The organism is Pannonibacter sp. XCT-53, from assembly GCF_009915765.1.
Lineage (GTDB): Bacteria > Pseudomonadota > Alphaproteobacteria > Rhizobiales > Stappiaceae > Pannonibacter > Pannonibacter tanglangensis.
Genome location: NZ_JAABLQ010000001.1, coordinates 3097933 through 3123228, shown reverse-complemented (window position 1 = coordinate 3123228; position 25296 = coordinate 3097933). Strand labels below are relative to the sequence as shown.

The following is a 25296-nucleotide window of genomic DNA, read 5'->3' as shown; positions in this document are numbered from 1 at the left end:
ATGCGCCGCCTCCTTCTCGCGCTGGCTGCCGCCGTGGCCCTGGTTGCCGGCGCGGCTCCGTCCGCCGCCATGGTCCGCATCAAGGACATCGCCTCGTTGCAGGGCGTGCGCGACAACCAGCTTGTCGGCTATGGCCTTGTCATCGGCCTGCAGGGCTCCGGCGACACGCTGCGCAACTCGCCCTTCACCGAACAGTCGTTGCAGTCCATGCTCGACAGCATGGGGGTCAATGTCCGGGATGCCCGGTTGCGGACCCGCAACGTTGCCGCGGTGGTCGTGACGGCGACATTGCCCCCCTTCTCCAGCCAGGGGGCCCGCATCGACGTCAGCGTCTCCTCGCTCGGCGACGCTGCCTCGCTGGCCGGCGGAACGCTGGTGGCCACGCCGCTGATGGGGGCTGACGGTGCGGTCTATGCCGTGGCCCAGGGCGCGGTCGCCGTGTCCGGCTTCTCCGAGAGCGGCCAGGCCGAAAGCCTCAGGCAGGGCATTCCGACCGTCGGCCGCATTCCCAACGGCGCGCTGATCGAGCGCAACCTGCCGGATCGCTTCTCCAACATCCCCGCCCTGGTGCTGGAACTCTCCAACCCCGACTTCCGCACGGCCGTGCGGGTGGCGGATGCGATCAACCGGCACACCAAGGCGACCTATGGCGTCAATGCCGCCAAGGAGCGCGACTACCGCTCGATCGACCTCACGCCGCCGGCAAGGATCAACGTCACCCGCTTCATTGCCGAGATCGAGGGGCTGCTCGTGCAGCCGGACACGCCCGCCCGGGTCGTGATCGACGAGCGCACGGGCACGGTGGTGATCGGCCGCGACGTGCAGGTCTCCACCGTTGCGGTCACCCACGGCAACCTGACGGTCCGCATCACCGAGGCGCCCGAGGTGTCGCAGCCGCAGCCCTTTGCCCTGAACGGCGAGACCACGGTGACGCCACGCACCTTCATCGATGCCGAACAGTCCGGCGGCCAGCTGGCCATCGTCGGGGGCACCGACCTGCAGACCCTGGTGCGCGGCCTCAACCGCATCGGCCTCAAGCCCACCGGCATCATCGCCATCCTGACCGCGATCAAGACCGCCGGAGCGCTCCAGGCCGACCTCGTCATCCAGTAGCCGCTTGCCCGTCTGCCTCCCGCAGCACCTTGGCCCCGCTCCGCGCACCGGAGCGGGGCCTTCTGTTTGTGCCGTGCCTCTCGTCCGGCACGGGTGGCACAGCCCCGCGCAAGCCTCGCGCGGCATAGTCGGCAGCAACAGTGACCGGACAGGACCTCCCGAAAGGATCCCCATGCCCAAGGCTCTCTCGTCATGCCTGACCGCCCTGCGGCGCCGTCCCCTTCCGTTGCTGGCAAGGCTTGCCGGTGTCGTGACGCTGGCCGGCGTCGCGATCCTGGCACCGGCGGGGGCCGCGCTGGCCCAGTCGGCGCCCATGCCCAAGCCGGACCAGACCGCCGGCGCCGACACGCCGATGACCGACGCCGAACGGTACTGCCGCAACACCGGCAGCGCCGCCAACGATGCCCGTCTTGCCTGGCAGACCTGGAACCTCGTTGCCCTGGAGGAAAAGGTCCAGGTCCGCATCCGGGAACTGGAACAGAAGCGGGCCGAGTACCAGGCCTGGGTCGAGCGCCGGGAAAAGGTCCTGAGCGAGGTCGAGGGGCATGTGGTCTCGATCTTCCAGCGCATGCGCCCGGAGGCGGCAGCCGCCCAGCTTGCCACGCTCGACGAGGACACCGCCGTCGCCGTTCTCGTGAAACTGAATGCCCGTGCCGCCAGCCAGATCCTGGACGAGATGGAGCCCGCCCGCGCGGCTCAGCTGACCAATTCCATGGCCGGCCTCACCAAATCCGAAGCCCAGGGAAGCCTCTGATGCATCGTCTTTTTCGCCCGCATGCCGCCCTTGCTGCCGTTGCCCTGCTGGCTGGCGGCTGCACCAGCCAGTTCCAGGATCTTGGCCGCGAGCCGACGATGTCGCCGGTGGGCTACGGCCTTGCGGTCCAGCCGGCTGCAGTCTATCCGCTCAACACCTTCAGCCCCTCCGCGCGAAAGGACTACAATTCGCTGTGGGTCGGGGGCCGCGAGGACTTCTTCTCCGATCCGCGCGCACGCCGCGTCGGCGATGTCCTGACCGTCCGGATCGCCATCAACGACAAGGCCACGCTCGACAACAACTCCAACCGCGGCCGCAACTCGTCCATCGGCCTTGGCGGCGAGCTGTCGGCCGGATGGGACGGGCGCTCCACCGGAGGCGAACTCTCGCTCGACGGCACCTCCGGTTCCAACTCCACCTCGCGCGGCTCGATCGACCGCAAGGAGGAGATCGAGCTGTCCGTGGCGGCCGTGGTCACCGACCGGCTGCCGAACGGCAACCTCGTCATCTCCGGATCGCAGGAGGTCCGCGTCAACTACGAGATGCGCGTGCTCAACGTCGCCGGCATCGTCCGCCCGCGCGACATCGCCGGCAACAACACCATCGACTACGACAAGATCGCGGAGGCGCGGGTGTCCTATGGCGGTCGCGGGCGCATCTCGGAGGTGCAGCAGCCGGCCTGGGGGCAGCAGCTCTATGACGCCGTCGTGCCCTACTGAGCGCCCGTGCTGAAGGAGCCCCGCCATGTCTGACTCCGGCTTTTCCTCCTCCGGCCGCGGCCCAACGGGGGCCAGCCTGTTCGGATCGCTCGTGATCCTCACCCTGCTTGCGGCCGGCGTCGGTGCGCTGGCAGGCATGCATCTGGCCGACACCGTGCGCCGGTCCGTCAACGCGGAAGCGGCCGCCACCCCCGCGCCGGCGGCTCCGGTCTATCCGGCGCTGTCGCGTCTGCGGCAGCTGAAGCCGCTGGTGACCAACCTCGCCGCGCCCAAGGACGCCTGGATCCGCGTGCAGGCCTCGATCATCCTCGACGAAAGCGATATCGACGATCCCGGCATCCTGGCCGGTCACATCGAGGAAGACATCCTCGCCTACCTGCGCACCATCACGCTCGAGCATGTCGAGGGCGCGGCCGGACTGCAGCACCTGCGCGAGGACCTCAACGAGCGCGCCATCACCCGCTCGGGCGGCAAGGTGCGTGAACTCATTCTCGAATCCCTGGTGGTGCAATGAACGGTGCCCTGACGCGCCTCGGGCTTGCCAGCCTGCTCCTTCTGGCCGGAACGGCGGTGGCCGCGGCCCAGTCCCAGCCGGCCCTGCCGGATCTGTCCACGCTGATCCCGGAGGGCGACGGCAGCCTGGCCGGGCGGATCATCCAGGTGATGGCCCTGCTCACGGTGCTCTCCGTGGCGCCGGGGATACTGATCATGGTGACGAGCTTCATCCGCTTCTCGATCGCCTTCTCCTTCCTGCGGTCGTCCATCGGCCTGCAGACGACGCCGGGCAACCTGATCATCATCTCGCTCGCCATGTTCATGACCTTTTACGTCATGGCCCCAACCTTCGACCGCGCGTGGAAGGAAGGCGTCGTGCCGCTCATGAACAACGAGATCAACGAGGTCGAGGCCTACGAGCGGATCACCGACCCGTTCCGCGACTTCATGCTGAGCCAGGTGCGCGAACAGGATCTGGTGCTGTTCGACGAACTTGCCGCCGGCCGCGTCACCACCGGCGAGGCGACCTCGCCCGAGGAAATCGAGATGCGGGTGCTGATCCCGGCCTTCATGATCTCCGAACTCCGGCGCGGCTTCGAGATCGGGTTCCTGATCGCCTTGCCCTTCCTCGTCATCGACATGATCGTGGCGACGATCACCATGTCGATGGGCATGATGATGCTGCCGCCGACCGTGATCTCCCTGCCATTCAAGGCGCTGTTCTTCATCCTGATCGATGGCTGGAACCTGCTGGTGGGAAGCCTCGTCCGGTCATTTATGTAGCCTGCAAACAAAAGACGCGACCCGGATCGGGGGCGAGGCAGCAGTGCCTCGCCCTTCGTCTTTTCTGCCCGGGGCATCGCGCCTCGCGGCCTCGCTGCATCGCCGCGGACGCCGGGCGCCAGCGCCCTGGCCGGGACGGGCCATGAGGCGCCTTGCCGTGGATCCGCCATCCTTCTGCCGGCAGGCCCGGGAGGCGGCGGGGGCACTGCATCTCCCGTGACGAGGGCAAATGCCCGGCGTGTCCAGAAGGTCAGCCTCGCGCAAGCAAGCGGGTCTAGGTTGAAGTCACGACAGGTTGGACGGAACCCAACACGAAGTCCAAAGGCATGACGCCGCCCTGTCGTACCGGTGCAAGTCCGGTATGTCCCCTTCAAGATCTTCCAACATGAAAGGGACTAATCATGTCCAGCTTGATGACCAACGCCTCCGCCATGACGGCGCTCCAGACGCTGAACGCCACCAACAAGTCGATGGCACAGGTGCAGAACCGCATCTCCACCGGCTACCGCGTGGCCTCGGCCGAAGACAACGCCGCCTACTGGTCGATCGCGACCACCATGCGGTCCGACAACATGGCTCTTTCCGCAGTGAAGGACGCCCTGGGCCTCGGCGCCGCGACGGTGGACGTCATGTACACGGCCATGGACAAGACCGTTGATGTCGTTAACGAGATCAAGGCCAAGCTCGTCGCCGCCCGCCAGCCGGGCGTTGACCGCGGCAAGATCCAGTCCGACATCACCGAGCTGCAGGGCCAGCTTCAGACGATTGCCGACTCGTCCGTGTTCAACGGCGAGAACTGGCTGTCGGTGAACTCCGGCGCTGCCTCCTACAACGGCACCAAGACGGTTGTCGGCTCGTTCACCCGCTCTGCCGGTGCGATCACCATCGACACGATCGCGATCGACATCACCCAGACCGAGCTGTACGACAGCGCCGACCAGTCCGGCATTCTCGACCGGGACCGCACCGTTGGTGGCACCACCGCGAAGGTGTCGACCATCAACATCTCGGCCCTGACCGACGCTGCCGCTGACCTGACCACCCTGGAGAACCAGATCTCCATCGTGGACCAGGCCCTTGGTGACATCACGGACGCAGCAACCCTGCTGGGTTCGGTGAAGAAGCGCGTTGACCTGCAGAAGGACTTCGCCAGCGCCCTCACCGATGCGATCGACCGTGGCGTCGGCCAGCTGGTTGACGCCGACATGAGCAAGGAATCGACCCGTCTGCAGGCTCTCCAGACCCAGCAGCAGCTCGGCATCCAGGCCCTGTCGATCGCCAACTCGAGCAGCCAGAACATCCTGTCGCTCTTCCGCTAAGACCTTCGGCCGCACGGCCGGGATCTCGATGGGGCCGCGTCCGCAAGGACGCGGCCCCTTTCGTTTTCCGGAACGGCAGTCCGCCGGAGGCATGCCGCAAGCCTCGCGCCAGCCAGCCCCGCGATAGTCGCAGTCATGTTCTGACCGAACGAGCACAGGGGTATGGAATGCCGGGCCGTGAACACGCCGAAAAACTCTTGGCCAATCTGATGGAACTGGGCATGAAGCGCCTCATCGCGCTGGCCTTCATCGGACTCGCGACCGTCCTGACCGTTGGTCTGGGCGCCTACTATCTGAGCCGTCCGCAGATGACGGCCCTCTACACCGGCCTGCAGGGCGACGATGTCAACCGCATCGGCTCGGCGCTGCAGGATGCCGGCATCCCCTACGATGTCAGCTCCGACGGCACGGCCGTGATGGTCAGCACCGGCTCCGCTCCCCGGGCCCGCATGTTGCTGGCCGAGCGCGGCCTGCCGCGCGGCGGCAGCTCCGGCTACGAGCTCTTCGACGATCTGGGCTCGCTCGGTCTCACCTCCTTCATGCAGGAGGTGACGCGCCTGCGCGCGATCGAGGGTGAGCTGGCCCGCACGATCCAGCTGATGCAGGATGTCCGGGCCGCGCGCGTCCACATCGTCATGCCCGAAAAGGCCTCCTTCCGGCGGGACCAGCAGCCCCCGTCGGCCTCGGTCGTCATCCGGTCCGATGCCCCGAACGACTCCCGCACCGCCGATGCCATCCGCCACCTCGTCGCGGCCTCCGTGCCGGGCATGACGCCGGACAAGGTCACCGTGCTCGATACCTCGGGCAGCCTGCTCGCCAGCGGCCAGGATCCGGCCAATGCCTCGGCCGGCCAGATGGCAACCCTGGAGGCGGCCGTATCCAGCCGCATCCAGGAGAACATCCGCAAGACCCTGACGCCCTATCTCGGTCTCGACCATTTCCAGGTCAGCGTTGCCGCCGACCTCAACACCGACAAGCGGCGGATTTCCGAGACCGTCTTCGATCCCGAGACCCGCACCGAGCGGTCCGTCCGCACGGTCCGGCAGAACGAGACGTCCCAGAACGCCAGCACCGAGACACCGACCACCGTCGAGCAGAACCTGCCCGAGGCGACGGTCGAGGCGCAGAATGGCGAGCGCTCGTCGGAGGAAAACCAGCGCCGCGAGGAAACGGTCAACTACGAGATTTCATCCAAGACCATCGAGACCTCGCAGGAAGGCTATTCGGTCGAGCGTCTGTCGATCGCCGTGCTGGTCGATCGCGCGCGTCTGGCCGATTCTCTCGGCGGTTCGCCCGACGAGACCGCCTTGCGCGAACAGCTCACCGAGATCGAGCAGCTGGTGGCGTCCTCGGCCGGGGTCAGCGCGGAGCGGGGCGACAACATCAAGGTCTCGGTTGTCGACTTCTTCGAGGGGGCCGGCGACCTTGCTCCGACGCCGCCGCTGTCCATCACCGAGTTGCTGCTGCGCCAGTCCGGCAATGTCATCAACGCCGTCGCGATCATGACGGTGGCCGGTCTGCTGATCTGGTTCGGCCTGCGTCCGGCCCTGGCCGTGCTCCTGCCGCAGCGCACCGAGCGTCCGGCGGAGATCGCCGAACTGTCGATGACGGGCGAGGCCGAGCAGCTGGCCCAGCAGTTCGCCGAACCGCGCGCCCTCGCGGCCCCGGACCATACGGCCCTGCTGGCCGACATGACCAACAAGATCAACCAGTCCTCGATCAAGAAGCTGGAATCGCTGCTCGAGCTCGACGAGGAACAGTCGGCCGCGATCCTCAAGCAGTGGCTCTATGAAGCGGAGCGCGTGTGATGACTGTCCGCTCCATCGCGGCCCATATCCCGGAGTTTGCCGCCGGGCATTTTCCCCGCCTCAGCAAGGATGACGTGCTCATTGCCGACGTGATCATCGGCGAGGACCGCCAGCCGGAGCCCACGCTCGAGGAGCGTCTTGCCGCCGAATATGCCCGGGGCGTCCGGGCGGGGCGCCAGGAGGCCCGGCTCGAGGCGGAGGAGGACCTCGAGGCCCGTGTCACCGCCCTGCGCTCGGAGATCGAGGCAGCCCGGGCCCGGCACCAGCTGGACGAGGCGGACCGGCTCGGACGGACCCTTTCCGCCGCGCTGGATGGCCTGGAACTGCGGCTGGCCGACACGGTGGCCCGTATCCTCGCCCCCTTCGTCGAGCAGCTTGTTCTGGAGCGGGCGGTCAGCCACTTCCGCGCTGCCCTTGGCGAGGTGATGACCGGCGGTGGCAACGACCGGCGTCCGGTCGAGGTTGTCGGTCCGCCGGACCTTTTGGCACTGGTCGAACGCGGTCTCGGTCCGATGGCCGAGCGCGTTGCCCTGGTGCCGGGTCCGGGGCCGGAAGTCCGCGCCAATCTCGAGGACACGGTGATTGAAACCCAGATCGCGGACTGGCTTGGCCGGGTCCGCAGCGCGCGGGAGCAGATGGAATGAGCGCGGATCTCCAGCCCAACGAGATCGTCATTGTCCGCCGGCGGGCGTCGCTCGACAGCGAGCAGGTGAAGAACGGCGTCTGGAAGATCGCCTTCGCCGACTTCATGACCGCGATGATGGCCTTCTTCCTGGTGATGTGGCTCATCAACGTCACCGACGACAGCGTGCGCCGGGGCGTTGCGCAGTACTTCAATCCGGTCAAGCTGTCCTCGACCACCCAGACCCGCAAGGGCCTGAACGATCAGGAAATGCCGGGGCCCGAGCAGGGCAAGCCGGCCGAGATCGATGTGATCATGAACTCTCCGCCCGACCCCGACGGCCGGCCCGGCGCGGCCAATGGCCAGGACATGACGACGCTGTCGCCGGCCGCGGCGGACAGTCCTGCCAGGCGCGGGCTGGGCGAGTTCGAGCCGACCCACACCGAGGCTGCCCTGTTCCGCGACCCCTATGCCGTGCTCGACCAGCTGGCCGACAGCGTCACGCTGACGCCCGGCGAAGGTGCGGCCCCCGAAACGCGCGGGCTGGGCACCCAGCGCCAGGAAGGTGCGCAGGGCGGTGAAGCCTTCCGCGATCCCTTCGATCCGATGTACTGGCAGTTCCTGCCGGGCCGCGAAACGGCCGCACAGCAGGGTGGCGCCGCGAACGACATCTCGGGCGAGGTTGTTGCCGGCGCGTCGAGCTTCAAGGCGCCGGAGACGGCCACGGCTGGCGACGCGCCGGCCCGGCCAGCGGCAACCGGCGTCGACCAGTCTGGCCAGGCCGGCCCGGAGAACGTGGCCGAGGCCCGGTCCGGCACCGGTCCGGATGCCGGTCAGCTGCCGGCTGCTGCCGTCACAGCGGTCGTTGCCCCCGTCGCCCCCGTCGCCTCGTCCGCAGACCGGCCTCATGACCCGTCGGTCCTCCGTGGCGCGGAACAGGCCGACGCCGCACAGCCGGCCTCCACGGCCCCGACGGCCTCTGCGGCCGGGGCATCCGACGCGTCCGCTGCGGCCGCGCGCCAGCTGGCCGAGGATCTGACCCGCGCGATGCGCGGGGTCGAGGGCACGGCGCTCGGCGCGGCGGCCAGCCATGTCGAGGTGGTGCAGCAGGGCTCCGGCGTGCTCATCAGCCTCACCGATGACCAGGACTTCGGCATGTTTGCGGTCGGTTCGGCCGAGCCGCGCGGCGAGCTGGTCAAGCTGATGGAGCGGATCGGCGGCGTGCTCGCCGGCAAGGACGGCCGGATCGTCATCCGCGGCCATACGGATGGGCGCCCCTTCCGGTCCCGCGACTACGACAACTGGCGCCTGTCCACGGCCCGGGCGCACATGGCGCTGTACATGCTGGTGCGCGGCGGCGTCGCCGCCGAACGCATCGACCGTGTCGAGGGCTATGCCGACCGCGATCTCAAGCGGCCGGAGGATCCGCTGGCGCCGTCCAATCGCCGCATCGAGATCTTCATCCTGGAGGACAACGCATGACCCGGCGCATGACCCGGCGACGCACATGGTGCTCTGCTTCCGCGCTTCTCCTGGCTGGCAGCCTGTGGAGCGGGGCCGGTGTGACCGCACCGGAGCGCGCGGCACCGGACAACACACCGGTCAACGCCTTGGCAGAAACGCCGGCGGGAGGCCCCCTGGGCGGCGAGCCGCTGCCGGGCGCCGTGCCGCTGCCTGCGGTTCCCTCGGGACCGGTTCCGGTCCCTGCAGTTCCCGTGAGCGGCATCCAGCCGTTCGAGCTGGTGCGCACGCTGCAGGCGCTGCAGGGGGAGGTCGCCCAGGGCGATGCGCGGGCGCATGTGGCCCAGCGGGCACTGCTCGGGCGCATGCAGGACGCGTTCCTGTCGGCCCCGCCGGAGACCTGGGCCGACCAGCGCAATGCCCGGGCTGCGGTGATCTATCTCCTGAGCGGCGGCAACCCGAAGGTGGTGCGGCAGCTCATCGCGCTGACCCCGCCGCCGGCCGTGGAGGATGACCTGCTGCGCGGGGCCCTGGCCTATGTCGACGGCAACGCGGAAGAGGCCCGCCGGCGGCTGTCGCGGTTCGACCCGATGGACCTGCCGCCCAATCTCGGTGGCCAGGTCGCGCTGGTTCGGGCGGCACTGGAGGTGGCCGGCCAGCCGCAGGAGGCCCTGCGGCTCCTCGGCATCGCGCGCCTGCTCATGCCCGGCACGCTGGTCGAGGAGGCGGCGCTGCGGCGCGAGGTGTTCCTGGCCGGCAAGCTCGGCGAGATCGACCGCTTCCAGAGCCTGTCGATCCGGTATCTTCGCCGCTTCAAGGGCTCGATCTATGCCGGCGACTTCCAGCGTCGCTTCGGCATGGCGCTGGACGGGCTGGGCTTCGGTCTCGATCAGCGACGCTTCGTCCTGCTCGAAGGCCTGCTGGCCGAGTTCGAGGTGCCTGTCCGCCGTCAGTACTACATGGCCGTGACCCGCCAGGCGGTGGTGTCGGGCAATCTCGAGATCGCCCGCATGGCGGCCGGGCGGACCCGCCCGCTTGTGGCGGAGGGCTCGCCGGATGAGGTCCGCCTGCGGCTCTACACGGCCGCCTCGTCGCTGGCCCCGGCCGATGTGATGGCCACCCGCGAACTGCTGTGGTCGATCGATCGCAAGACCCTCGCCCCGGAAGACCTCGCGCTGATGGATGCCGTCTACGCCGTGCTCAACCATGTCCGTCACTGGCCAAGCCCGCCGGACGGGGTCATCGGCGACATCGGGGCCTATGCCTCGATCGACGCGCCGGCCGATCCGGACTGGCGGCGACCCGTGATGCGGGAGGCTGAATTCGTGTTGCGCGAGACCGGCGAGATGCTGGACCAGGCGCGGGAAGGGGGACGGAATGGCGGTTAGCACGACGGGGGTCTTGGCGGCAGCGGCCCCGCTGGGGTCGGCACGCGGCAGCGAGACGGCAGCGGAGGATCCGGGCACGGGTTTCGAGGAGGCGCTGCGCGATGTGGCGCAACCGCGCGAGCGTGGCACGGCCTCCGGTCAGCGCCAGCCGAAGGCCGGCGCGGCCGATGCCGCCGATGCATCGGCACCGGCAGCGGCGGTCGATCCCGGCACGGTGTCGGGGGATGCGGCCTCCGACCCGGCAGCATGGCTGCGTCTGCTCACCTCATCGGTCACGCCGGCGCAGCCGCCGGCAGGTCCGTCCGAGGCGCCGGCCGACGCGGGCATGCCGGATCTCGCCGGCATGCTCGGTCTGACCGGATCGCTTCCGCCGGGCAACGGCGCTGGCGCCGCCCCGGCGACCGCAGCCGCTGCAACGGGGCCAGGCCCCGGAGCCGCCGCAGGCGGTCTGCCGCCAGGCGGGCTCTTGCCCTTCCTGGCCGCAGCGTCACCCTCTCTCACTGCCGGAGCGGAGGGGGCAGGGGGCTCGACACCGGCCAATGGCGCACCTGCGTCGGCCGGAGCGCTCTCCGGACTGGATGACGATGGCCTGTTCGCCCGCTTCGCCGTTGCTCCCGAAGAGGTTCGCATGGATGCGGCCACCGGCCGGCCTGCAGGTCAGGGGGCCGGCCAGGCGGTTACCGCCGAGATCGGCGAGGTCCGGGTGCTGCGCGAGGAGACGCATTTTGCGCCGTCGTTGCGCCTGTCACCGGTCGAGCAGATCGGCGCGGCGATCAGCAAGGCACTGGCCGAACCCCCGCCCGCACCGCCGTCCCCGGGCCAGCTCGTGTCGGGGCCCTTCACGGCACGGGCTGACGGACCCATGGTCAAGGTTCTGGAGATCCAGCTGCAGCCGATGGAGCTTGGCAGCGTGAAGGTCGCGCTGCGGCTGATGGGCGACAGTGTCGAGGTCGTGCTGTCGGCCCAGAACCCGGACACGGTCGAGCTGCTGAAGACCGACCGGCAGCTGCTCGACCAGATGCTGCGTGCCGTCGGGCAGAAGGCGGACAGCATCACCATCCAGGCGGCCAGCGACGACCGGCCGCTGTTCCAGGTCAACGGCTCGCTGCAAGGGCAGGGACCGGGCTGGCTGGCGCAGAACGGAGATGCGGGTGCCGGGCGCGAGGGAGCCTTTGCCCGCGACGGATCGGGTCAGGGGCAGGAGGGCTCCGGCCGGAGCCCGCAGGACAGGCAGAGGGAAACGGAAGGACCTGGTCATGGCGTCACGGGCGAAGATCGCGGCGATCGCAGCGGTGTTGTCTATCTGTGACCTTACCGTTGGCGGGTTCGGGCCGGCCACGGCCCGGGCCGCCGCCGGACAGGCGATCTGCGAGAGGGAGATGGCTGCCGCCGCGCGCGCCTACAACATTCCGCTTGGCGTCCTCTATGCGGTGGGCCTGACGGAGACCGGCCGCCGCAACTCGCTCTCGCCCTATGCCCTCAACATCGAGGGCGAGCCGAAGTTCCTGTCCGATGCCCGGTCGGCCGAGGCAGAGGTGATCGCCGCCCGGGCACGTGGCAAGAAGCTGATCGACATCGGCTGCATGCAGATCAACCATCACTTCCACGGCGAGAAGTTCCGCTCGGTTGCCCACATGCTCGAACCCCGCGCCAATGTGCGTTACGCCGCGCGCTTCCTGAACGAGCTTTACGCCCGGCAAGGCACCTGGACCATGGCGGTCGCCCGCTACCATGCTGGCCCCAACAACAACCCGGCCCAGAAACGCTACATCTGCAAGGTCATTTCCAACATGGTGGCCAGCGGCTTCGGTCAGTGGACGGCGCAGGCGAGGGAATTCTGCGGCTGAAAAAGAATTCCGCACGGCAGTCCGGTCTGTCGTGCGGAAAGGACTTTTTCTGTATTTGAAAGTTAAAATTTTATTAAAAAAGTGACCTCTACTCTGCTTGTGCGAACCAACAGCTTCGCGCAAGTTTGACCGCGTTGAATGTCTCCAGAAGGTTTGGCAACGGGAGACGTTCCATGAGTCTGTATGGCGTAATGCGCACCGGCGTGTCCGGCATGAATGCCCAGTCGAGCAAGCTCGGCACGGTGGCCGACAACATCGCCAACTCCAACACCACGGGCTACAAGCGCGCCGCGTCCGAGTTCACCTCGATGGTGCTGTCGCAAGGGGCCGGCACCTACAATTCCGGCGGCGTCCAGGCCAATACGGTGCGGGCCATCTCGCAGCAGGGATCGCTCAGCTACACGACCTCCGCGCTGAACCTTGCCATCGACGGCAACGGCTTCTTCGTGGTCGCCGACCGGGACGGCACCCAGTCGCTCACCCGCGCCGGAGCCTTCGTCATCGACAAGGAAGGCTACCTCGTCAACACCGCCGGCTTCACGCTGCAGGGCTATCCGATCACCGGCGGCGTTGCGGCAACGCCGGTCGCCAACGGGCTTGGCGGCCTGGTTGATGTCAACGTCTCGCAGAACAAGCTGGAAGCCACGCCGACCAGCTCGGCCACCCTGTGGACCAACGTCCCCGAGGGGGCGACCATCGTGCCGCCGGCGAACCTTCCCTCCGCCAACGCCGCTACGGCCACCTTCTCCGCCAAGACCTCCGTCGTCATGTTCGACAATCTCGGCAACCAGGTGAAACTCGACGTCTTCTATTCCAAGACCGCCCAGACAGCGACGGACTCCACGTGGGAAGTGGCGATCTACAACGCGGCCGAGGCAGGTCCCGGCGGCGGCTTCCCCTACAGCGGTCCCGCCCTGTCCACCCAGACCCTGACCTACAGCCGCACCACCGGCCAGCTGACGGCCGCCAGCCCGAAGGACATCGCCATCACGGTTCCGAACGGCGGCACCTTCAACATGGACCTGTCCGGCTCGACCTCCCTTGCGGCCGGCTTCTCGGTTGCCAGGGTCGAGGCCAACGGCAACGCGCCGAGCTCGGTCGAAACGGTGGAGTTCAACGAGGAGGGGATCCTCAGCGCGGTCTATTCCAACGGAGCCCGCCGCGAGATCTTCCGCATCCCGCTGGCCGACGTGCCGGCGCCGGACAAGCTCACGGCGCTGTCGGGCAACATCTACACCCAGTCCAACAACTCGGGCGACATCCGTGTCGGCTTCCCGGGCGAGGGCGGGCTCGGCAGCGTGGTTGTCGGGGCTCTGGAGGATTCCAACGTCGACCTGGCCACAGAGCTGACCTCGATGATCGAGTCGCAGCGGGCCTACACCGCCAACTCCAAGGTCTTCCGTGCGGGCTCCGACCTGCTCGAGGAACTCGTCAACCTCGTCCGCTGACGGGCTCTGCCGCAAGGAACTGATCCATGAGCCTCTCCGTAGCCCTCAAGGTCGCCCAATCGGCGCTCGCCGCCCGACAGACCGAAACGGCCACCACCTCGCGCAACATCACCGGCGCCCAGGAGGCCGGCTATTCGCGCAAGACCGTCATGCTGAGCACGGTGGTCAACGAAGGTGGCCATCCCGGGGGCGTCCGTGTCGACGGCATCCGCCGCTCGACCGACAGCGCGCTCTATGCCTCGCTGCTGCGCTCCACCGCCCGCGCCACCTCGCAGGATGCGGTGGCGGCCGGCCTGTCCAGGCTGGAGCAGACTGTTGGCGACACGCAGCTGAAGCGCTCCCCCGCCGCCCAGCTCGGCACGCTGGAGACGGCCATCCAGAACTACGCCTCGGACCCGGGCAACGCCATCCTCGCCCAGACGATGCTCGGCGCCGCCAAGGATACGGTGCGGCTCCTCAACGAGTACACCGGCATCGTCCAGGGCATTCGCGCCGGGGCTGATGCCGACATCAACACCTCCGTCGGTCGCATCAACGAGCTTCTTGGCCAGGTCGAGCGTCTCAACGGCGTGATCGTCCGGGGCACCCAGTCCGGTGCGGACGTGACGGACGCGCTGGACGCCCGTGACAAGGCGCTCTTGTCGCTGTCGGAGGAAATCGGCATCTCCACCCTGGCCCAGCCGGATGGCGGCGTCGTCGTCTACACCGACAGCGGTGTGACGCTGTTCGAGACCACGGCCCGCGCCGTCAGCTTTGCGCCGACCAACACCTACAACGCGACCACGACCGGCAACGCGATCTTTGTCGACGGCGTTGCCGTCACCGGTCCGAACGCGATCATGCCGATCGGCAGCGGTCGCCTGCATGGCCTGACCGAGCTGCGCGACCAGACGGCCGTGACCTACCAGAGCCAGCTCGACGAGGTTGCGCGCGGTCTGATCGAGGCCTTTGCCGAGAAGGACCAGTCCGGTGGTGGCGGACCGGACCTCGCCGGCCTCTTCACCTACTCCGGCGGCCCGGCACTGCCGGCGACGGCGACGCTGTCGAAGGGGCTCGCCGGCGACATCCGCATCAACGCCAATGCCGATCCGGACCAGGGCGGCAGTCTGGAGCGCCTGCGCGACGGCGGCATCTCCGATCCGCTGAACCCTGACTATGACTACAACCCGGCCAACAACGCCGGCTTCTCGTCCCGCATCCAGGACTATGCCGCCGCGATGAACGCCGCGCGCGTCTTCGACGCGGGTGTCGGCCTCGATCCCACCGACACGCTGAAGGGCTTTGCCGGCTCCTCCGTGAGCTGGCTGCAAGCTGCGCGCAAGTCTTCTGCGGCAGATGTGGAGGTGCAGTCGGTGATCGTCACCCGGACGGCGGACGCCCTCTCCAACGCCACGGGTGTCAATCTCGACCAGGAAATGACCCTGCTGCTCGACATCGAACGGGCCTATGGCGCTGCCGCCAAGCTGATCTCGGCAGTCGACCGCATGCTCGACGACCTGCTTTCCGCTGCGAGGTAAACCGATGAAAACGACCTTTGTCTCCACCTTCACGCTGCTCAATTCCTCGCGGACGCAGCTCCAGAGCCAGACGGCGAACCTCGCCCGGCTGCAGATCGAGATGTCGTCCGGACGCAAGGCCGACATCGGTCTCGACCTGGGCGCCCGCTCGGGCGAGGCTGTCAACCTGCGCTCCGAGCACACCCGCCTCGATGCGCTCATCGACACCAACGCGCTCGCTGCCTCCCGCCTCGACGTGACGCAGGCAGCCCTGAAGGACATCCTCACCACCACGCAGGACACGCTGGCCACCCTCGTCGGCGTGCGCGACACGGCCGGAGCGGCCTCAGTGGCCAGGAGCAGCGCCGAAGGCGGGCTCAAGCTCGTCATCGCGCGCCTCAACACCCAGCTTGGCGGGACCTACCTGTTCTCGGGCATCAACACCGACAGCAAGCCGGTGCAGGACTATTTCGGCACGCCCCCCGGCGCCAACAAGACCGCCGTCGATGCCGCCTTCCTGGGCGCCTTCGGCTTCTCCCAGGGCGATCCGGCCGTGTCCACGATCACGCCGGCGGCCATGGACGCCTTCCTCAATGGTCCCTTCGCGGCGCTGTTTGCCGATCCGCAGTGGGGCACCAGCTGGTCGAGCGCCACCAATCAGACCATGACCAGCCAGATCTCCCCGGCCGAGAGCCTGGACAGCTCGGTCAGCGCCAACGAGCAGGGCCTGCGCAAGGTGGCCGCGGCCCTGACGATGGTGGCCGACCTCGGCGCGGACCGGCTGGGGCACCAGACCTTCAAGACCATCGTCGACAAGGCCGCCTCGCTGCTCGGCGAGGCCGTCGTCGGCATCACGACGCTGAAGGGCGAGGTCGGGCTTGCGCAGTCGCGCGTCAAGGCGGCCAGCGACCGCCTCGACGTGCAGACCACCATCCTCAACACGCGCATCAACGAGCTTGAGCTGGTCAACAAGGAGGAGACGGCGATCCGGCTCAACACGGCGATCACCCAGCTGGAGACGACCTACGCCGTCAGCTCCCGGCTGCAGAAACTCAGCATCCTGAACTTCCTTTGATCCCGCGTCGGCCCCTGGCCTTCGGCAGGAGGCAGGCCGCCGCAAGTGAGGTGCCATGTACAATTTTTCCTACGCCGAGGCGATTGACGACTATGGCCGCGACCAGCGCGCCGAAGAGCGGGAAGCGATGGACATCGTCATCGGCCAGCTCGAGCGGGCCCGGGAGATGGGACCGCGGTCCCGCGAGGCGATCGAGGCCATCTACAACACCCGCCGTCTGTGGAGCTTCTTCATCGACAACCTCGCCGAGGAGACCAACGAGCTGCCGGTCGAGATCCGCGCCGATCTGATTTCCATCGGCATCTGGGTCATCAAGGAACTGGAACGCATCCGCCGTCAGGAAACCGACAGTCTCGATGCCCTCATCGAGATCAACATCATCATCCGCGACAGTCTGGCACGGTGACGCCCATGCATATTGCCCTGAAAGCCGGTGAACGGATCTACATCAACGGCGCGGTCCTGCGCGTCGATCGCAAGACCAGCCTCGAACTGATGAACAACGCGGTGTTCCTGCTGGAAAGCCACGTGCTGCAGGCACAGGACACCACCACACCGCTGCGGCAGATCTATTTCGTGCTGCAGTCGATGCTCATGGATCCGGTCGCCGCCGCGCATGCCCGCGACCTGGCCGAGATCCTGATCGCCTCCACCCGCAAGACCTTTTCCAACCGGAGCATCGTCGAGGGTCTCGACGAGGTCGAGGGCCTGATGGGCGAGGACCGCCTGTTCGACGCGCTCAAGACCATCCGGTCCCTGTATCCGATCGAGGCTGCCATCATGTCGGGAAAGGTCCCCGACGCTGCGCGCGCCGGCACGATCGTGGCTGCCTGAGGAGAGAGTTCGATGACCGTGACCCAAGCCACCGCCGTGCCGGTGACACAGACTGCCCAGCCGGCTGGCCCGTCGGGCAGCTCCACGACCGGAAAGACGACAGCGGCCGCCAAGGAACAGCTGACGCTCGACTACAACGCCTTCCTGCAGCTGATGCTGGCGCAGATGAAGAACCAGGACCCGACCCAGCCGGTGGATGCGACGCAGCAGCTTGCCCAGCTCGCCAGCTTCTCCCAGGTCGAGCAGGCCATCAAGACCAACTCCAAGCTGGAATCACTGCTGACCAACCTGTCCTTCGGCCAGGTCGATGACATGATCGGCCGCACGGTGACGGACACGGCGACGAATGTCACGGGCAAGGTGGCCTCCGTCGAGGTCTACAGCGACGGCACCCTGCTGGCCCTCGACACCGGCAAGAAGGTCCGCCTCGGGCCCGGCGTGAAGATCTCCTGATCATGAACGAGGCGGACGCCATCGACCTCGTGCGCAACGCGATCTGGGCGATCATCGTGGCCTCGGCCCCTGCGGTCGTGCCGGCGATGATCGTCGGCATCGTCATTGCCCTGCTGCAGGCCCTGACGCAGGTGCAGGAGGTCACGCTGACCTTCATCCCGAAAATCCTCGTCATCCTCGTGATGATCATCGTCGCCGCGCCTTTCATCGGGTCACAGATCTACACCCTGACCGCCCTCGTCTACGGCCGCATCGAAACCGGGTTCTGATCGAGGGGGGCCCGCTCGCCTGCGGGCAACCCGTTCCGGCACGCGTCGACGCTTCCCCGCCGCACCCCGTTCCGTCCCGCGCCGGCCCGTCCTGTCCCGGGGCGCAAGGGGAACCGCATCGCGCGGCCTGCGGCACCGGCACTTGCGGCCTCTCTGCCCCCCTCCATGCCCGCGCAAGCTTCACCGCCGATAGTGAGGCAGCGATCCCTCGAACCGAGATGAGGCATGTCCGACACTGCATTCACGGCCACGGGCCAGACCCCTTCCGGAAGCCGCCGCGACATCGGCTTTGCCGTCGGCATCGCCCTCATCCTGGCGGTGCTGTTCCTTCCGATCCCGACCTTCCTGATCGACCTCGGGCTGGCGCTGTCCATTGCCCTGTCCGTGCTGATCCTGATGGTTGCGCTGTGGATCCAGAAGCCGCTCGACTTCTCGTCCTTTCCGACGATCCTGCTGATCTCGACGATGCTGCGCCTGGCGCTCAACATCGCCACGACGCGCGTCATCCTCTCGGACGGGCACGAGGGCGTCGAGGCGGCGGGCCACATCATCAACGGCTTCTCGAACTTCGTCATGGGCGGCGACTTCGTCATCGGCCTGATCGTCTTTGCGATCCTGATCACGGTGAACTTCATCGTGATCACCAAGGGCGCCACCCGCATCGCCGAGGTCGGGGCCCGCTTCACCCTGGACGCGATCCCGGGCAAGCAGATGGCCATTGACGCCGACCTCTCGGCCGGTCTGATCGACGACAAGGAGGCGCAGCGCCGCCGCCGCGAGCTGGAGGAGGAAAGCTCCTTCTTCGGTGCCATGGACGGTGCCTCGAAGTTCGTTCGCGGCGATGCCATCGCCGGCCTGATCATCACGGCGGTCAACATCTTCGGCGGGATCGTGATCGGCGTCACCCGCCACGACATGTCGCTGGGCGAAGCCGGCGACGTCTTCGTCAAGCTGTCGGTCGGTGACGGCCTGGTGTCGCAGATCCCGGCCCTGATCGTCTCGCTGGCGGCCGGCCTGCTCGTCTCCAAGGGCGGCACGCGCGGTGCGGCCGAGACGGCGGTGCTCAATCAGCTCGCGGCCTATCCCCGCGCCCTGATGGTGGCTGCCGTGCTGATGGGCATCTTCGCCCTGATGCCCGGTCTGCCGACCATTCCTTTCGCCCTGCTCGGCGGTCTCATGGCCTACATCGGCTACTCCATCCCCCGGAAGCGCGCGGAGGAGGAAAAGATGGCAAGGGCCGTGGCGGAGGCCAACGAGGCCAAGGCCAAGCGCGACAGCCGGGAATCCGTCAAGGAATCGCTGAAGACGGCCGAGATCGAACTCTGCCTTGGCAAGCAGGTCGCCTCGCAGCTTCTCGTCGGTCACAACGAGCTGGCCCGTCGCGTCGGCAAGATGCGCCGCAAGTTCGCCGAGCAGTACGGCTTCGTCGTTCCCGACATCCGCGTCTCCGACAGCCTGAGCCTCGACCCGAAGACCTACCAGATCCGCATCCACGGCACCGTGGTCGCCATGCAGGAGCTGAAGGTCGGCGAACTTCTGGTGATGACCGGCGATGACCAGACCTTGCCGCTGCTGGGCGAGCCGACGCGCGAACCGGCCTTCGGCATGCCGGCCTACTGGGTGCCGATGGCCTATCAGGAGGAACTGAAGCGCGACGGTCTCGTGCCGGCGGACAACAACACGGTGATCCTGACCCATCTGTCCGAGGTGATCCGCAACAACCTGCCGCAGCTCCTCTCCTACAAGGACATGCGCAACCTGCTTGACCGGCTTGACCCGGAATACCGCAAGCTGATCGACGACATCTGCCCGTCGCACATCTCGTTCTCCGGCCTGCAGGCGGTGCTGAAGCTGCTGCTGTCGGAGCGCGTGTCGATCCGCAACCTGCACCTGATCCTGGAAGCGGTCGCCGAGATCGTTCCGCATGTGCGCCGCTCCGAACAGGTGGTGGAACATGTGCGCATGCGCATTGCCCAGCAGATCTGCGGCGACCTGGCCGAAGGCGGACCGCTCAACATCCTGCGGCTGGGCAACCGCTGGGATCTGGCCTTTCACCAGAGCATGAAGCGTGACAGCAAGGGCGAGGTGATCGAGTTCGACATCGAGCCGCAGCTGGTGGAGGAGTTCGGCACCCAGATGTCGGCGGCCGTGAAGACCCACATGACCAGCGGCAAGCGGTTCGCCATCGTGGCGGCGCCCGAGGCCCGGCCCTATGTGCGGATGATCGTCGAGCGGATGTTCCCGACCCTCCCGGTGCTGTCGCATCTGGAAATCGCGCGAGGCACCGATGTCGCCACCATCGGCAGCATTTCCTGACCATGCTGGCGGAGATGCTCCTGGCCCGTTTCGGATCGGAGGTGGTGCTGGCCGTCTTCCTGCTGTTCTGCCGGATCGGGGCTTGCCTGATGATCATTCCCGGCTTCGGCAGCGATCGCATTCCGGTGCGCATCCGCCTGATGGTGGCGGTTGCCGTCACGCTGGCGCTGGCCCCGCTGCTGCTCCCGTCGGTGCAGGCGGCGATGCCGGACCAGAGCCTCGCAACGCTGGTCCGGATGATCCTGGCGGAGCTGTTCGTCGGCGGCCTTCTCGGGCTGCTGGGGCGGGCCTTCATCGCCGCGCTGGAGACGATCGGCAATCTCGCGGCCATGAGCATCGGCCTGACGGCGATGCCGGGCATGGCGGTGGAAGGCAACGAGGTCCTGCCGCCGATGGCAAGCCTCATGACCCTGACGGCAACGGCGCTCGTGTTCATCACCAACCAGCACTGGGAGCTGATCCGGGCGCTGGCCGACAGCTACAGCGCGATCCCGCCGGGCGCCGGCCTCGACGTGCAGAGCGGGCTGATCAGGCTGACGGACCAGCTGGCCAACACCTTCCTGCTGGCCCTGCGCATCGGCAGCCCGTTCTTGATCTATGCCGTGGTCGTCAACTTCGCTCTCGGTCTGGCGAACAAGCTGACGCCGCAGATCCCGGTCTATTTCATCGCCATGCCCTTCGTGATCGCGGGCGGGTTGTACTTCCTCTTCATCGTCATGGACGAGGCGATGCTTCTGTTCCTCGACGGCTACGTCACCTGGCTAAAATTCAGTTGAGGCCATCATGTCCAAGAACGCCAAGGAAATCGGGCGCATCCTGAAACTGCAACGGCAGATCCACCAGCTGTCCGCCTGGATGCTGGTCAATCTCGACCGGCAGGACGAGCAGCTCGCCGAACGCCAGGAGCGTGTGCTGAAGGCGCTGTCGGAGGGCGAGCTTGCCCTGCAAGACCGCTTCATCCGCAATGCCTCGCAGCGGCTCAAGACCATTGCCGAGGAGCAGGCGCAGCTCGCCACCGCGCGCGAGAAGGTCGAGGCGGAAATGGCGCGGCAGGGCCGCATGCTCAAGGTCACGGAACGTCGCCTCGCCACCGTGCGGCAACTGGAGCACCAGGCCCAGGAAAGCCGCCGTCTTGCCGAGATCATCGAGCGGCACATCGCGGCCGAAACGCAAGCCTCTCACAAGCTGGACGATCTACCGTCCAAGGCCAGGGAAGCCTGAGGGACGACCCGTCCCGTTCCGTTCCGCGACACAGGAGTGTGTTCATGGCGATCGCGCCACCAACCGATCTTGTTCTTGACGTCGCCCGGGCCGCCGATCCGGGAACGGCGCGCCTGGCGGCGGCCAGGCTCGAACGCCTGTCCTATGCGGCTGCCATGCCCGGAGCCGCATCCGGCGTCGATGAGGGCCTGTTTTCCGAGGCGCTGGACGCGGCAGCCGCTGGCGACGCGGGGCCGGCCGATGTCTCCGCCCTGCCGGGCGGCGGCGGTCCTTCGCGCGTGGCGATGCTCAACGCCACCGCCGTTGCCAATGGCAGCCTGTCACCGGCGCAGAAGTTCGAGGCCATGATCCTGCAGCAGTTCGTGGACGGAATGATGCCGGATGATGCCGCCTCGGTCTATGGCGCCGGCATGGCCGGCAGCATGTGGAAGTCGATGCTGGCCGAGCAGATCAGCACCCAGATCGCAGCGCGCGGCGGCATCGGCATTGCCGGCTTCGTCAACTCCACCCTGAAGGCAAGCGCATGACCGAGACTGCCGACCATCTTTCCGGCCCCCTGGCCGTCGAACGCAGCCCTGCGCCTGTCGTCACCACGCTGGTTGCGGCCATCGCCAAGGCCCATGCCGTCGTCGAGGCGGAGACCCTTGCCCTGCGCGAGCAGGCGGGCGTCGACCTGCGCGCCTACGAGCACCGCAAGAGCCAGGCCCTGCTGGAGCTGACCCGCGCCAGTCGCGGTCTCATTCCCGCCGGCATCGACGGTCTGCGGGACACGCCGGTTGCCGAGGAGCTGGCGCGCCTGCGCGCGGCGCTCGATGCCAACATGACCCTCCTGGAAAAGCATCTGGATGCCGTGCGCGAGATCGCCGACGTCATCTCGCGTGCGATGATCGAGGCGGAATCTGATGGCACCTATGGCGCCCAGATCGCGGGGTGGCGGCCATGATGCGGCTGATCGCGGTCGGTCTCTGGATGTGTCTCGCCACGCTCGCCTCGAGCTTCGGCGCGGTCTATTACCTCACCCACAAGCCGGCGGGCGCCGGGGAGGCTGCCTCGCTGGGCGGGCTGGACTACGAGCGCCTGCGGCCGATCAACGTGCCGATCCTCGAGGATGGCGCGCTCAGGGGCTATGTCGTTGCCCAGCTCGTCTTCACCGCCGACCGGGACGCGCTGCAGGATGTGCAGGTGCCGCCGCATCCCTTCATCGTCGACGAGGCCTTCCGCCTGCTCTATGCCGACGAAACCCTGAATTTCCGCCGTCTCGAGCGCTATGACCTCGACCGCATGAAGGCGCGCGTCCGCGAGACGGTCAACGCCCGCATCGGCAGCGACCTGATCCAGGAAATCCTTGTCGAGGAATTCAACTACTTCGCCAAGGAAGACGTCGTCTCGCATTGAGGGGCCCGGCTTCCCGTCCGCCTCCGGCGACATGGCCGGCTCCCGTCCCCCCCCCCCTGTTCCCCCTTTTCCCAAGCCCTCCGGGCACTCCGCAGCCCGTCTGCCGGCCTTGCCCTGCCGCGCTCCCCGCGACGGCTCCTGCCGCCGTCCTTGCCGGACGGCGGCTTTTTCTGTCCTGCAACGTCCCCGGACACGTTTCGGGAGGCCTCGCTTGCCGGTCATCATGGGCGCCTGAACGGTCCTGACCTGCGACCCGGCCCTGCTACCTGCCCACCTGCCAACTGCCCAACTGCTAGGCTGGCCAGGACCCCGGGGCGCATGGCAAGGTCGATGCACCACCACCCGGCAGCAGAAGGCAGCCTCCCTTGAAAGTTGCTCTTGTCTATGCCGCCGCTGCTCTCTGCGAGATCGCCGGCTGCTACTTCGTCTGGATGTGGTGGCGGCTGGGGCAGTCCTGGCTGTGGCTGCTGCCGGCGCTGGCAAGCCTGACCGTCTTCGCCGCCTTGCTGGCCCTGATCGAGGCGCCGGCGGCCGGACGGGTCTTTGCCGCCTATGGCGGGGTTTATGTGATCGCGTCGCTCGTCTGGATGTGGGCTATCGAGGGCGTGCGGCCGGACCGCTTCGACCTGATCGGAAGCGGTCTCATTCTTGCCGGTGCGCTTGTGGTTCTTGCCGCGCCGCGTCCCGGGGCCTAGGGGCCTGGAGGGCATGCCCTGGCGCAGGTCATGAAAAACCCCTCCGGCGCGGGCACCGGAGGGGCCTTGCATGGCTGTGGGGAGGTGTCGTGCCGATCGGCGCCGCGGCGGGGCGGAGACCTGCTCCCTGTCCGGCCACGCGGCCGGTGTCAGGAGGCCAGCGGGCGGAGGCGGGCGTCGGCGAGGGCCTCACCGAGCCGGCGGGTGTTTTCCTCCGGATCCTCCGAGGGATCGGCAAATTCCACGTGATGGATGTCGACCGCCGATCCGCGGGCATCGAGCGTCAGGCCAAAATAGACCCACACGCCCTTGTTGCGGAACTCCAGGTCGAGCCGCACGCTGGGCGTTGTGTCCCAGTCCAGCTCCACCTGGGCGCCGAGGCCGTAGCGCAAGGTCTCGTTCTTGAAGAACAGTTCCGTCGAGGACTTCACCAGATCGGAGATGTTGGCGTGCTTTTCGGTCCGCACGAAGGCGATGTAGTCGACCACATCGACGAGCCTCAGCTCTTCCGCTACGTCGCTGACCGCATGGGCAAGCATCTCCTCACGTACCTGTCCGGCACCTGCGAGGTGGGTCATCGGGCTGGAGGAGCCTTTTTGCATCATGCGGCCTTCATACCATTCGTGCATCACACGACCTTTACTGTCTTGCGCGAATACACGTAAGAGATGATTTCCGCAACCATGCGATAAAACTGCGGCGGGATCATGCGTTCCAGTTCGGTGCTGGCGTAGAGTGCGCGGGCGAGCTCCCTGTTCTCGATCACCGGGATGTTGTTGTCCTCCGCGATCTGACGGATCTTGAGCGCGATCAGGTCCTGCCCCTTGGCGACCACGACCGGCGCCGCGCTCTCGTCACGGTCGTAGCGCAGGGCCACCGCGAAATGGGTCGGGTTGGCGATGACGACCGTGGCCTGGGGCACGGCGGACATCATCCGGTTGCGCGCCCGGTCGCGGGCGATGGACCGCTGCCGGGCCTTGACCAGCGGATCGCCTTCGGACTGCTTGAATTCGTCCTTCAGTTCCTGCCGGCTCATCTTCAGGTTCTGCCGCCAGTGCATGCGGGCCCAGACGAGATCAAGGGCGACCAGCAGGATCGTGGCGATGCAGATGCCCGACAACAGCTTCATCGACAGATGAAGGATGGTCTCGGGCAGGGCGGAGGGGTCGGTAAACATGGCGTTCACCAGCCCGTCCGCATTGGATCTGAGCAGGAGGAACGCCACGAGACTGATGGCGCCAAACTTGAAGACAGCCTTGAGGAACTCGACCATGCCGTGGGCGCCGAACATCCGCTCGAAGCCCTTGAACACGGATATGCGCGAGAGCTGCGGCTCGATCCGGTCCAGCACCATGCGCGGGGCATTCTGCAGGAAGGAGGCGGCGAGGCCGGCAACCATGAGGATGGCGACCATCGGGGCCAGGAACACGCCGACCTGAAGCCCGAGGCTGTGCGAGAGTAGGATCGCGTCTGAACCATTTCCAAGACTGTATCCTCCTGCGTTGTCGATCAAGCCGGCGAGGCCCGCCATCAGGCGCTTGACGCCGTCAATGGTCACGAAGCTTCCGATCAGCAGGACGGCGAGAAACATGGCCAGCACCGAGGCTTCCTTGGAAGCGGGGATGTTGCCCTTGTCGATCGCGTCCCGGATCTTCTTCTCGGTCGGCTCTTCTGTCTTTGAGTCCTTGTCTTCCTGGTCCGACATGCGTTCGCCCGGATTGGAGGGAGAACCGTCTGTTCCGGCCGGCGGTCTCCCTCAGACGACGCCGGCATTGCAGGTGCCCG

Annotated in this window: 28 protein-coding genes; 26 read left to right on the top strand and 2 right to left on the bottom strand. The window is 67.3% G+C overall.

The features are described 5' to 3' along the window. From flgI to GWI72_RS13810, 26 genes are all read left to right on the top strand, one after another. Positions 1-1113 carry a flagellar basal body P-ring protein FlgI gene (gene flgI, locus GWI72_RS13935; protein ID WP_161676816.1) on the top strand — a complete coding sequence of 371 codons (1113 nt, stop codon included), beginning with the start codon at positions 1-3 and terminating at the stop codon, positions 1111-1113. A 172-nt stretch (positions 1114-1285) separates the two neighbouring features. Then, a complete protein-coding gene (locus GWI72_RS20335) occupies positions 1286-1867 on the top strand; it encodes a MotE family protein (protein ID WP_179956075.1) in 582 nt (193 codons plus the stop codon). Beyond that, on the top strand, positions 1867-2586 hold the full coding sequence (flgH, locus tag GWI72_RS13925) for a flagellar basal body L-ring protein FlgH (RefSeq protein ID WP_161676815.1): 720 nt from the start codon (positions 1867-1869) through the stop codon (positions 2584-2586). The genes GWI72_RS20335 and flgH overlap by 1 nt, the downstream gene beginning before the upstream one ends. Positions 2587-2611: 25 nt before the next feature. Next, positions 2612-3100, top strand: coding sequence for a flagellar basal body-associated FliL family protein (locus GWI72_RS13920; protein ID WP_161676814.1), 489 nt, complete (start codon positions 2612-2614; stop codon positions 3098-3100). Continuing rightward, on the top strand, positions 3097-3864 hold the full coding sequence (gene fliP, locus GWI72_RS13915; RefSeq protein ID WP_161676813.1) for a flagellar type III secretion system pore protein FliP: 768 nt from the start codon (positions 3097-3099) through the stop codon (positions 3862-3864). The genes GWI72_RS13920 and fliP overlap by 4 nt, the downstream gene beginning before the upstream one ends. 401 nt (positions 3865-4265) lie before the next feature. Next, positions 4266-5183: a flagellin N-terminal helical domain-containing protein gene (locus tag GWI72_RS13910; protein ID WP_161676812.1), complete on the top strand. Its 918-nt coding sequence runs from the start codon at positions 4266-4268 to the stop codon at positions 5181-5183. 167 nt (positions 5184-5350) lie between these two features. Beyond that, on the top strand, positions 5351-6991 hold the full coding sequence (gene fliF, locus GWI72_RS13905; RefSeq protein ID WP_161676811.1) for a flagellar basal-body MS-ring/collar protein FliF: 1641 nt from the start codon (positions 5351-5353) through the stop codon (positions 6989-6991). Beyond that, positions 6991-7635 carry a hypothetical protein gene (locus GWI72_RS13900; protein ID WP_161708970.1) on the top strand — a complete coding sequence of 215 codons (645 nt, stop codon included), beginning with the start codon at positions 6991-6993 and terminating at the stop codon, positions 7633-7635. Before fliF ends, GWI72_RS13900 begins: the two co-directional genes overlap by 1 nt. Then, positions 7632-9095, top strand: a complete 1464-nt coding sequence (locus tag GWI72_RS13895; RefSeq protein ID WP_161708969.1) for a MotB family protein — start codon at positions 7632-7634, stop codon at positions 9093-9095. Before GWI72_RS13900 ends, GWI72_RS13895 begins: the two co-directional genes overlap by 4 nt. Beyond that, complete coding sequence (locus GWI72_RS13890; RefSeq protein ID WP_161708968.1) at positions 9092-10462, top strand: chemotaxis protein; 1371 nt, start codon at positions 9092-9094, stop codon at positions 10460-10462. The genes GWI72_RS13895 and GWI72_RS13890 overlap by 4 nt, the downstream gene beginning before the upstream one ends. Beyond that, entirely contained in the window at positions 10452-11771 is a 1320-nt protein-coding gene (gene fliK / locus GWI72_RS13885; RefSeq protein WP_209000113.1) for a flagellar hook-length control protein FliK, read from the top strand. The genes GWI72_RS13890 and fliK overlap by 11 nt, the downstream gene beginning before the upstream one ends. Beyond that, positions 11719-12309 (top strand): transglycosylase SLT domain-containing protein, encoded by a 591-nt coding sequence (locus GWI72_RS13880; RefSeq protein ID WP_208995856.1) that lies wholly within the window; start codon positions 11719-11721, stop codon positions 12307-12309. Before fliK ends, GWI72_RS13880 begins: the two co-directional genes overlap by 53 nt. Before the next feature lie 173 nt (positions 12310-12482). Continuing rightward, positions 12483-13757, top strand: coding sequence for a flagellar hook protein FlgE (locus GWI72_RS13875; protein WP_161708966.1), 1275 nt, complete (start codon positions 12483-12485; stop codon positions 13755-13757). A gap of 26 nt (positions 13758-13783) precedes the next feature. Further along, positions 13784-15274 (top strand): flagellar hook-associated protein FlgK, encoded by a 1491-nt coding sequence (gene flgK, locus GWI72_RS13870; protein WP_161676805.1) that lies wholly within the window; start codon positions 13784-13786, stop codon positions 15272-15274. A gap of 4 nt (positions 15275-15278) precedes the next feature. Further along, the gene (locus GWI72_RS13865) at positions 15279-16328 is read left to right on the top strand and encodes a flagellar hook-associated family protein (protein ID WP_161708965.1); all 1050 of its coding nucleotides are present in this window, start codon (positions 15279-15281) and stop codon (positions 16326-16328) included. Positions 16329-16383: 55 nt separating this feature from the next. Continuing rightward, positions 16384-16734 carry a flagellar biosynthesis regulator FlaF gene (flaF, locus tag GWI72_RS13860; RefSeq protein ID WP_161676803.1) on the top strand — a complete coding sequence of 117 codons (351 nt, stop codon included), beginning with the start codon at positions 16384-16386 and terminating at the stop codon, positions 16732-16734. Positions 16735-16739: 5 nt separating this feature from the next. After that, on the top strand, positions 16740-17162 hold the full coding sequence (gene flbT / locus GWI72_RS13855) for a flagellar biosynthesis repressor FlbT (protein WP_161676802.1): 423 nt from the start codon (positions 16740-16742) through the stop codon (positions 17160-17162). A 12-nt stretch (positions 17163-17174) separates the two neighbouring features. Next, a complete protein-coding gene (gene flgD / locus GWI72_RS13850) occupies positions 17175-17615 on the top strand; it encodes a flagellar hook assembly protein FlgD (RefSeq protein WP_161708964.1) in 441 nt (146 codons plus the stop codon). A 2-nt stretch (positions 17616-17617) separates the two neighbouring features. Beyond that, positions 17618-17884, top strand: coding sequence for a flagellar biosynthetic protein FliQ (locus GWI72_RS13845; RefSeq protein WP_161676800.1), 267 nt, complete (start codon positions 17618-17620; stop codon positions 17882-17884). A 225-nt stretch (positions 17885-18109) separates the two neighbouring features. Beyond that, positions 18110-20200 (top strand): flagellar biosynthesis protein FlhA, encoded by a 2091-nt coding sequence (flhA, locus tag GWI72_RS13840; RefSeq protein WP_161676799.1) that lies wholly within the window; start codon positions 18110-18112, stop codon positions 20198-20200. A gap of 2 nt (positions 20201-20202) precedes the next feature. Further along, on the top strand, positions 20203-20976 hold the full coding sequence (fliR, locus tag GWI72_RS13835) for a flagellar biosynthesis protein FliR (RefSeq protein ID WP_161708963.1): 774 nt from the start codon (positions 20203-20205) through the stop codon (positions 20974-20976). Positions 20977-20983: 7 nt separating this feature from the next. Further along, a complete protein-coding gene (locus GWI72_RS13830) occupies positions 20984-21421 on the top strand; it encodes a flagellar biosynthesis protein R (protein WP_161708962.1) in 438 nt (145 codons plus the stop codon). A gap of 44 nt (positions 21422-21465) precedes the next feature. Next, a complete protein-coding gene (locus GWI72_RS13825) occupies positions 21466-21948 on the top strand; it encodes a rod-binding protein (protein ID WP_161708961.1) in 483 nt (160 codons plus the stop codon). After that, complete coding sequence (locus GWI72_RS13820) at positions 21945-22364, top strand: hypothetical protein (RefSeq protein ID WP_161676795.1); 420 nt, start codon at positions 21945-21947, stop codon at positions 22362-22364. The genes GWI72_RS13825 and GWI72_RS13820 overlap by 4 nt, the downstream gene beginning before the upstream one ends. After that, positions 22361-22816, top strand: coding sequence for a hypothetical protein (locus tag GWI72_RS13815; protein WP_161676794.1), 456 nt, complete (start codon positions 22361-22363; stop codon positions 22814-22816). The genes GWI72_RS13820 and GWI72_RS13815 overlap by 4 nt, the downstream gene beginning before the upstream one ends. A gap of 365 nt (positions 22817-23181) precedes the next feature. Beyond that, positions 23182-23511: a YnfA family protein gene (locus tag GWI72_RS13810; RefSeq protein WP_161708960.1), complete on the top strand. Its 330-nt coding sequence runs from the start codon at positions 23182-23184 to the stop codon at positions 23509-23511. A gap of 149 nt (positions 23512-23660) precedes the next feature. On the opposite strand, the gene GWI72_RS13805 is transcribed toward GWI72_RS13810, so the two are convergent. Further along, the gene (locus tag GWI72_RS13805; protein ID WP_161676792.1) at positions 23661-24140 is read right to left on the bottom strand and encodes a hypothetical protein; all 480 of its coding nucleotides are present in this window, start codon (positions 24138-24140) and stop codon (positions 23661-23663) included. Beyond that, complete coding sequence (flhB, locus tag GWI72_RS13800; protein WP_161676791.1) at positions 24140-25216, bottom strand: flagellar biosynthesis protein FlhB; 1077 nt, start codon at positions 25214-25216, stop codon at positions 24140-24142. The genes GWI72_RS13805 and flhB overlap by 1 nt, the downstream gene beginning before the upstream one ends. Between the last annotated feature and the right edge of the window lie 80 nt (positions 25217-25296).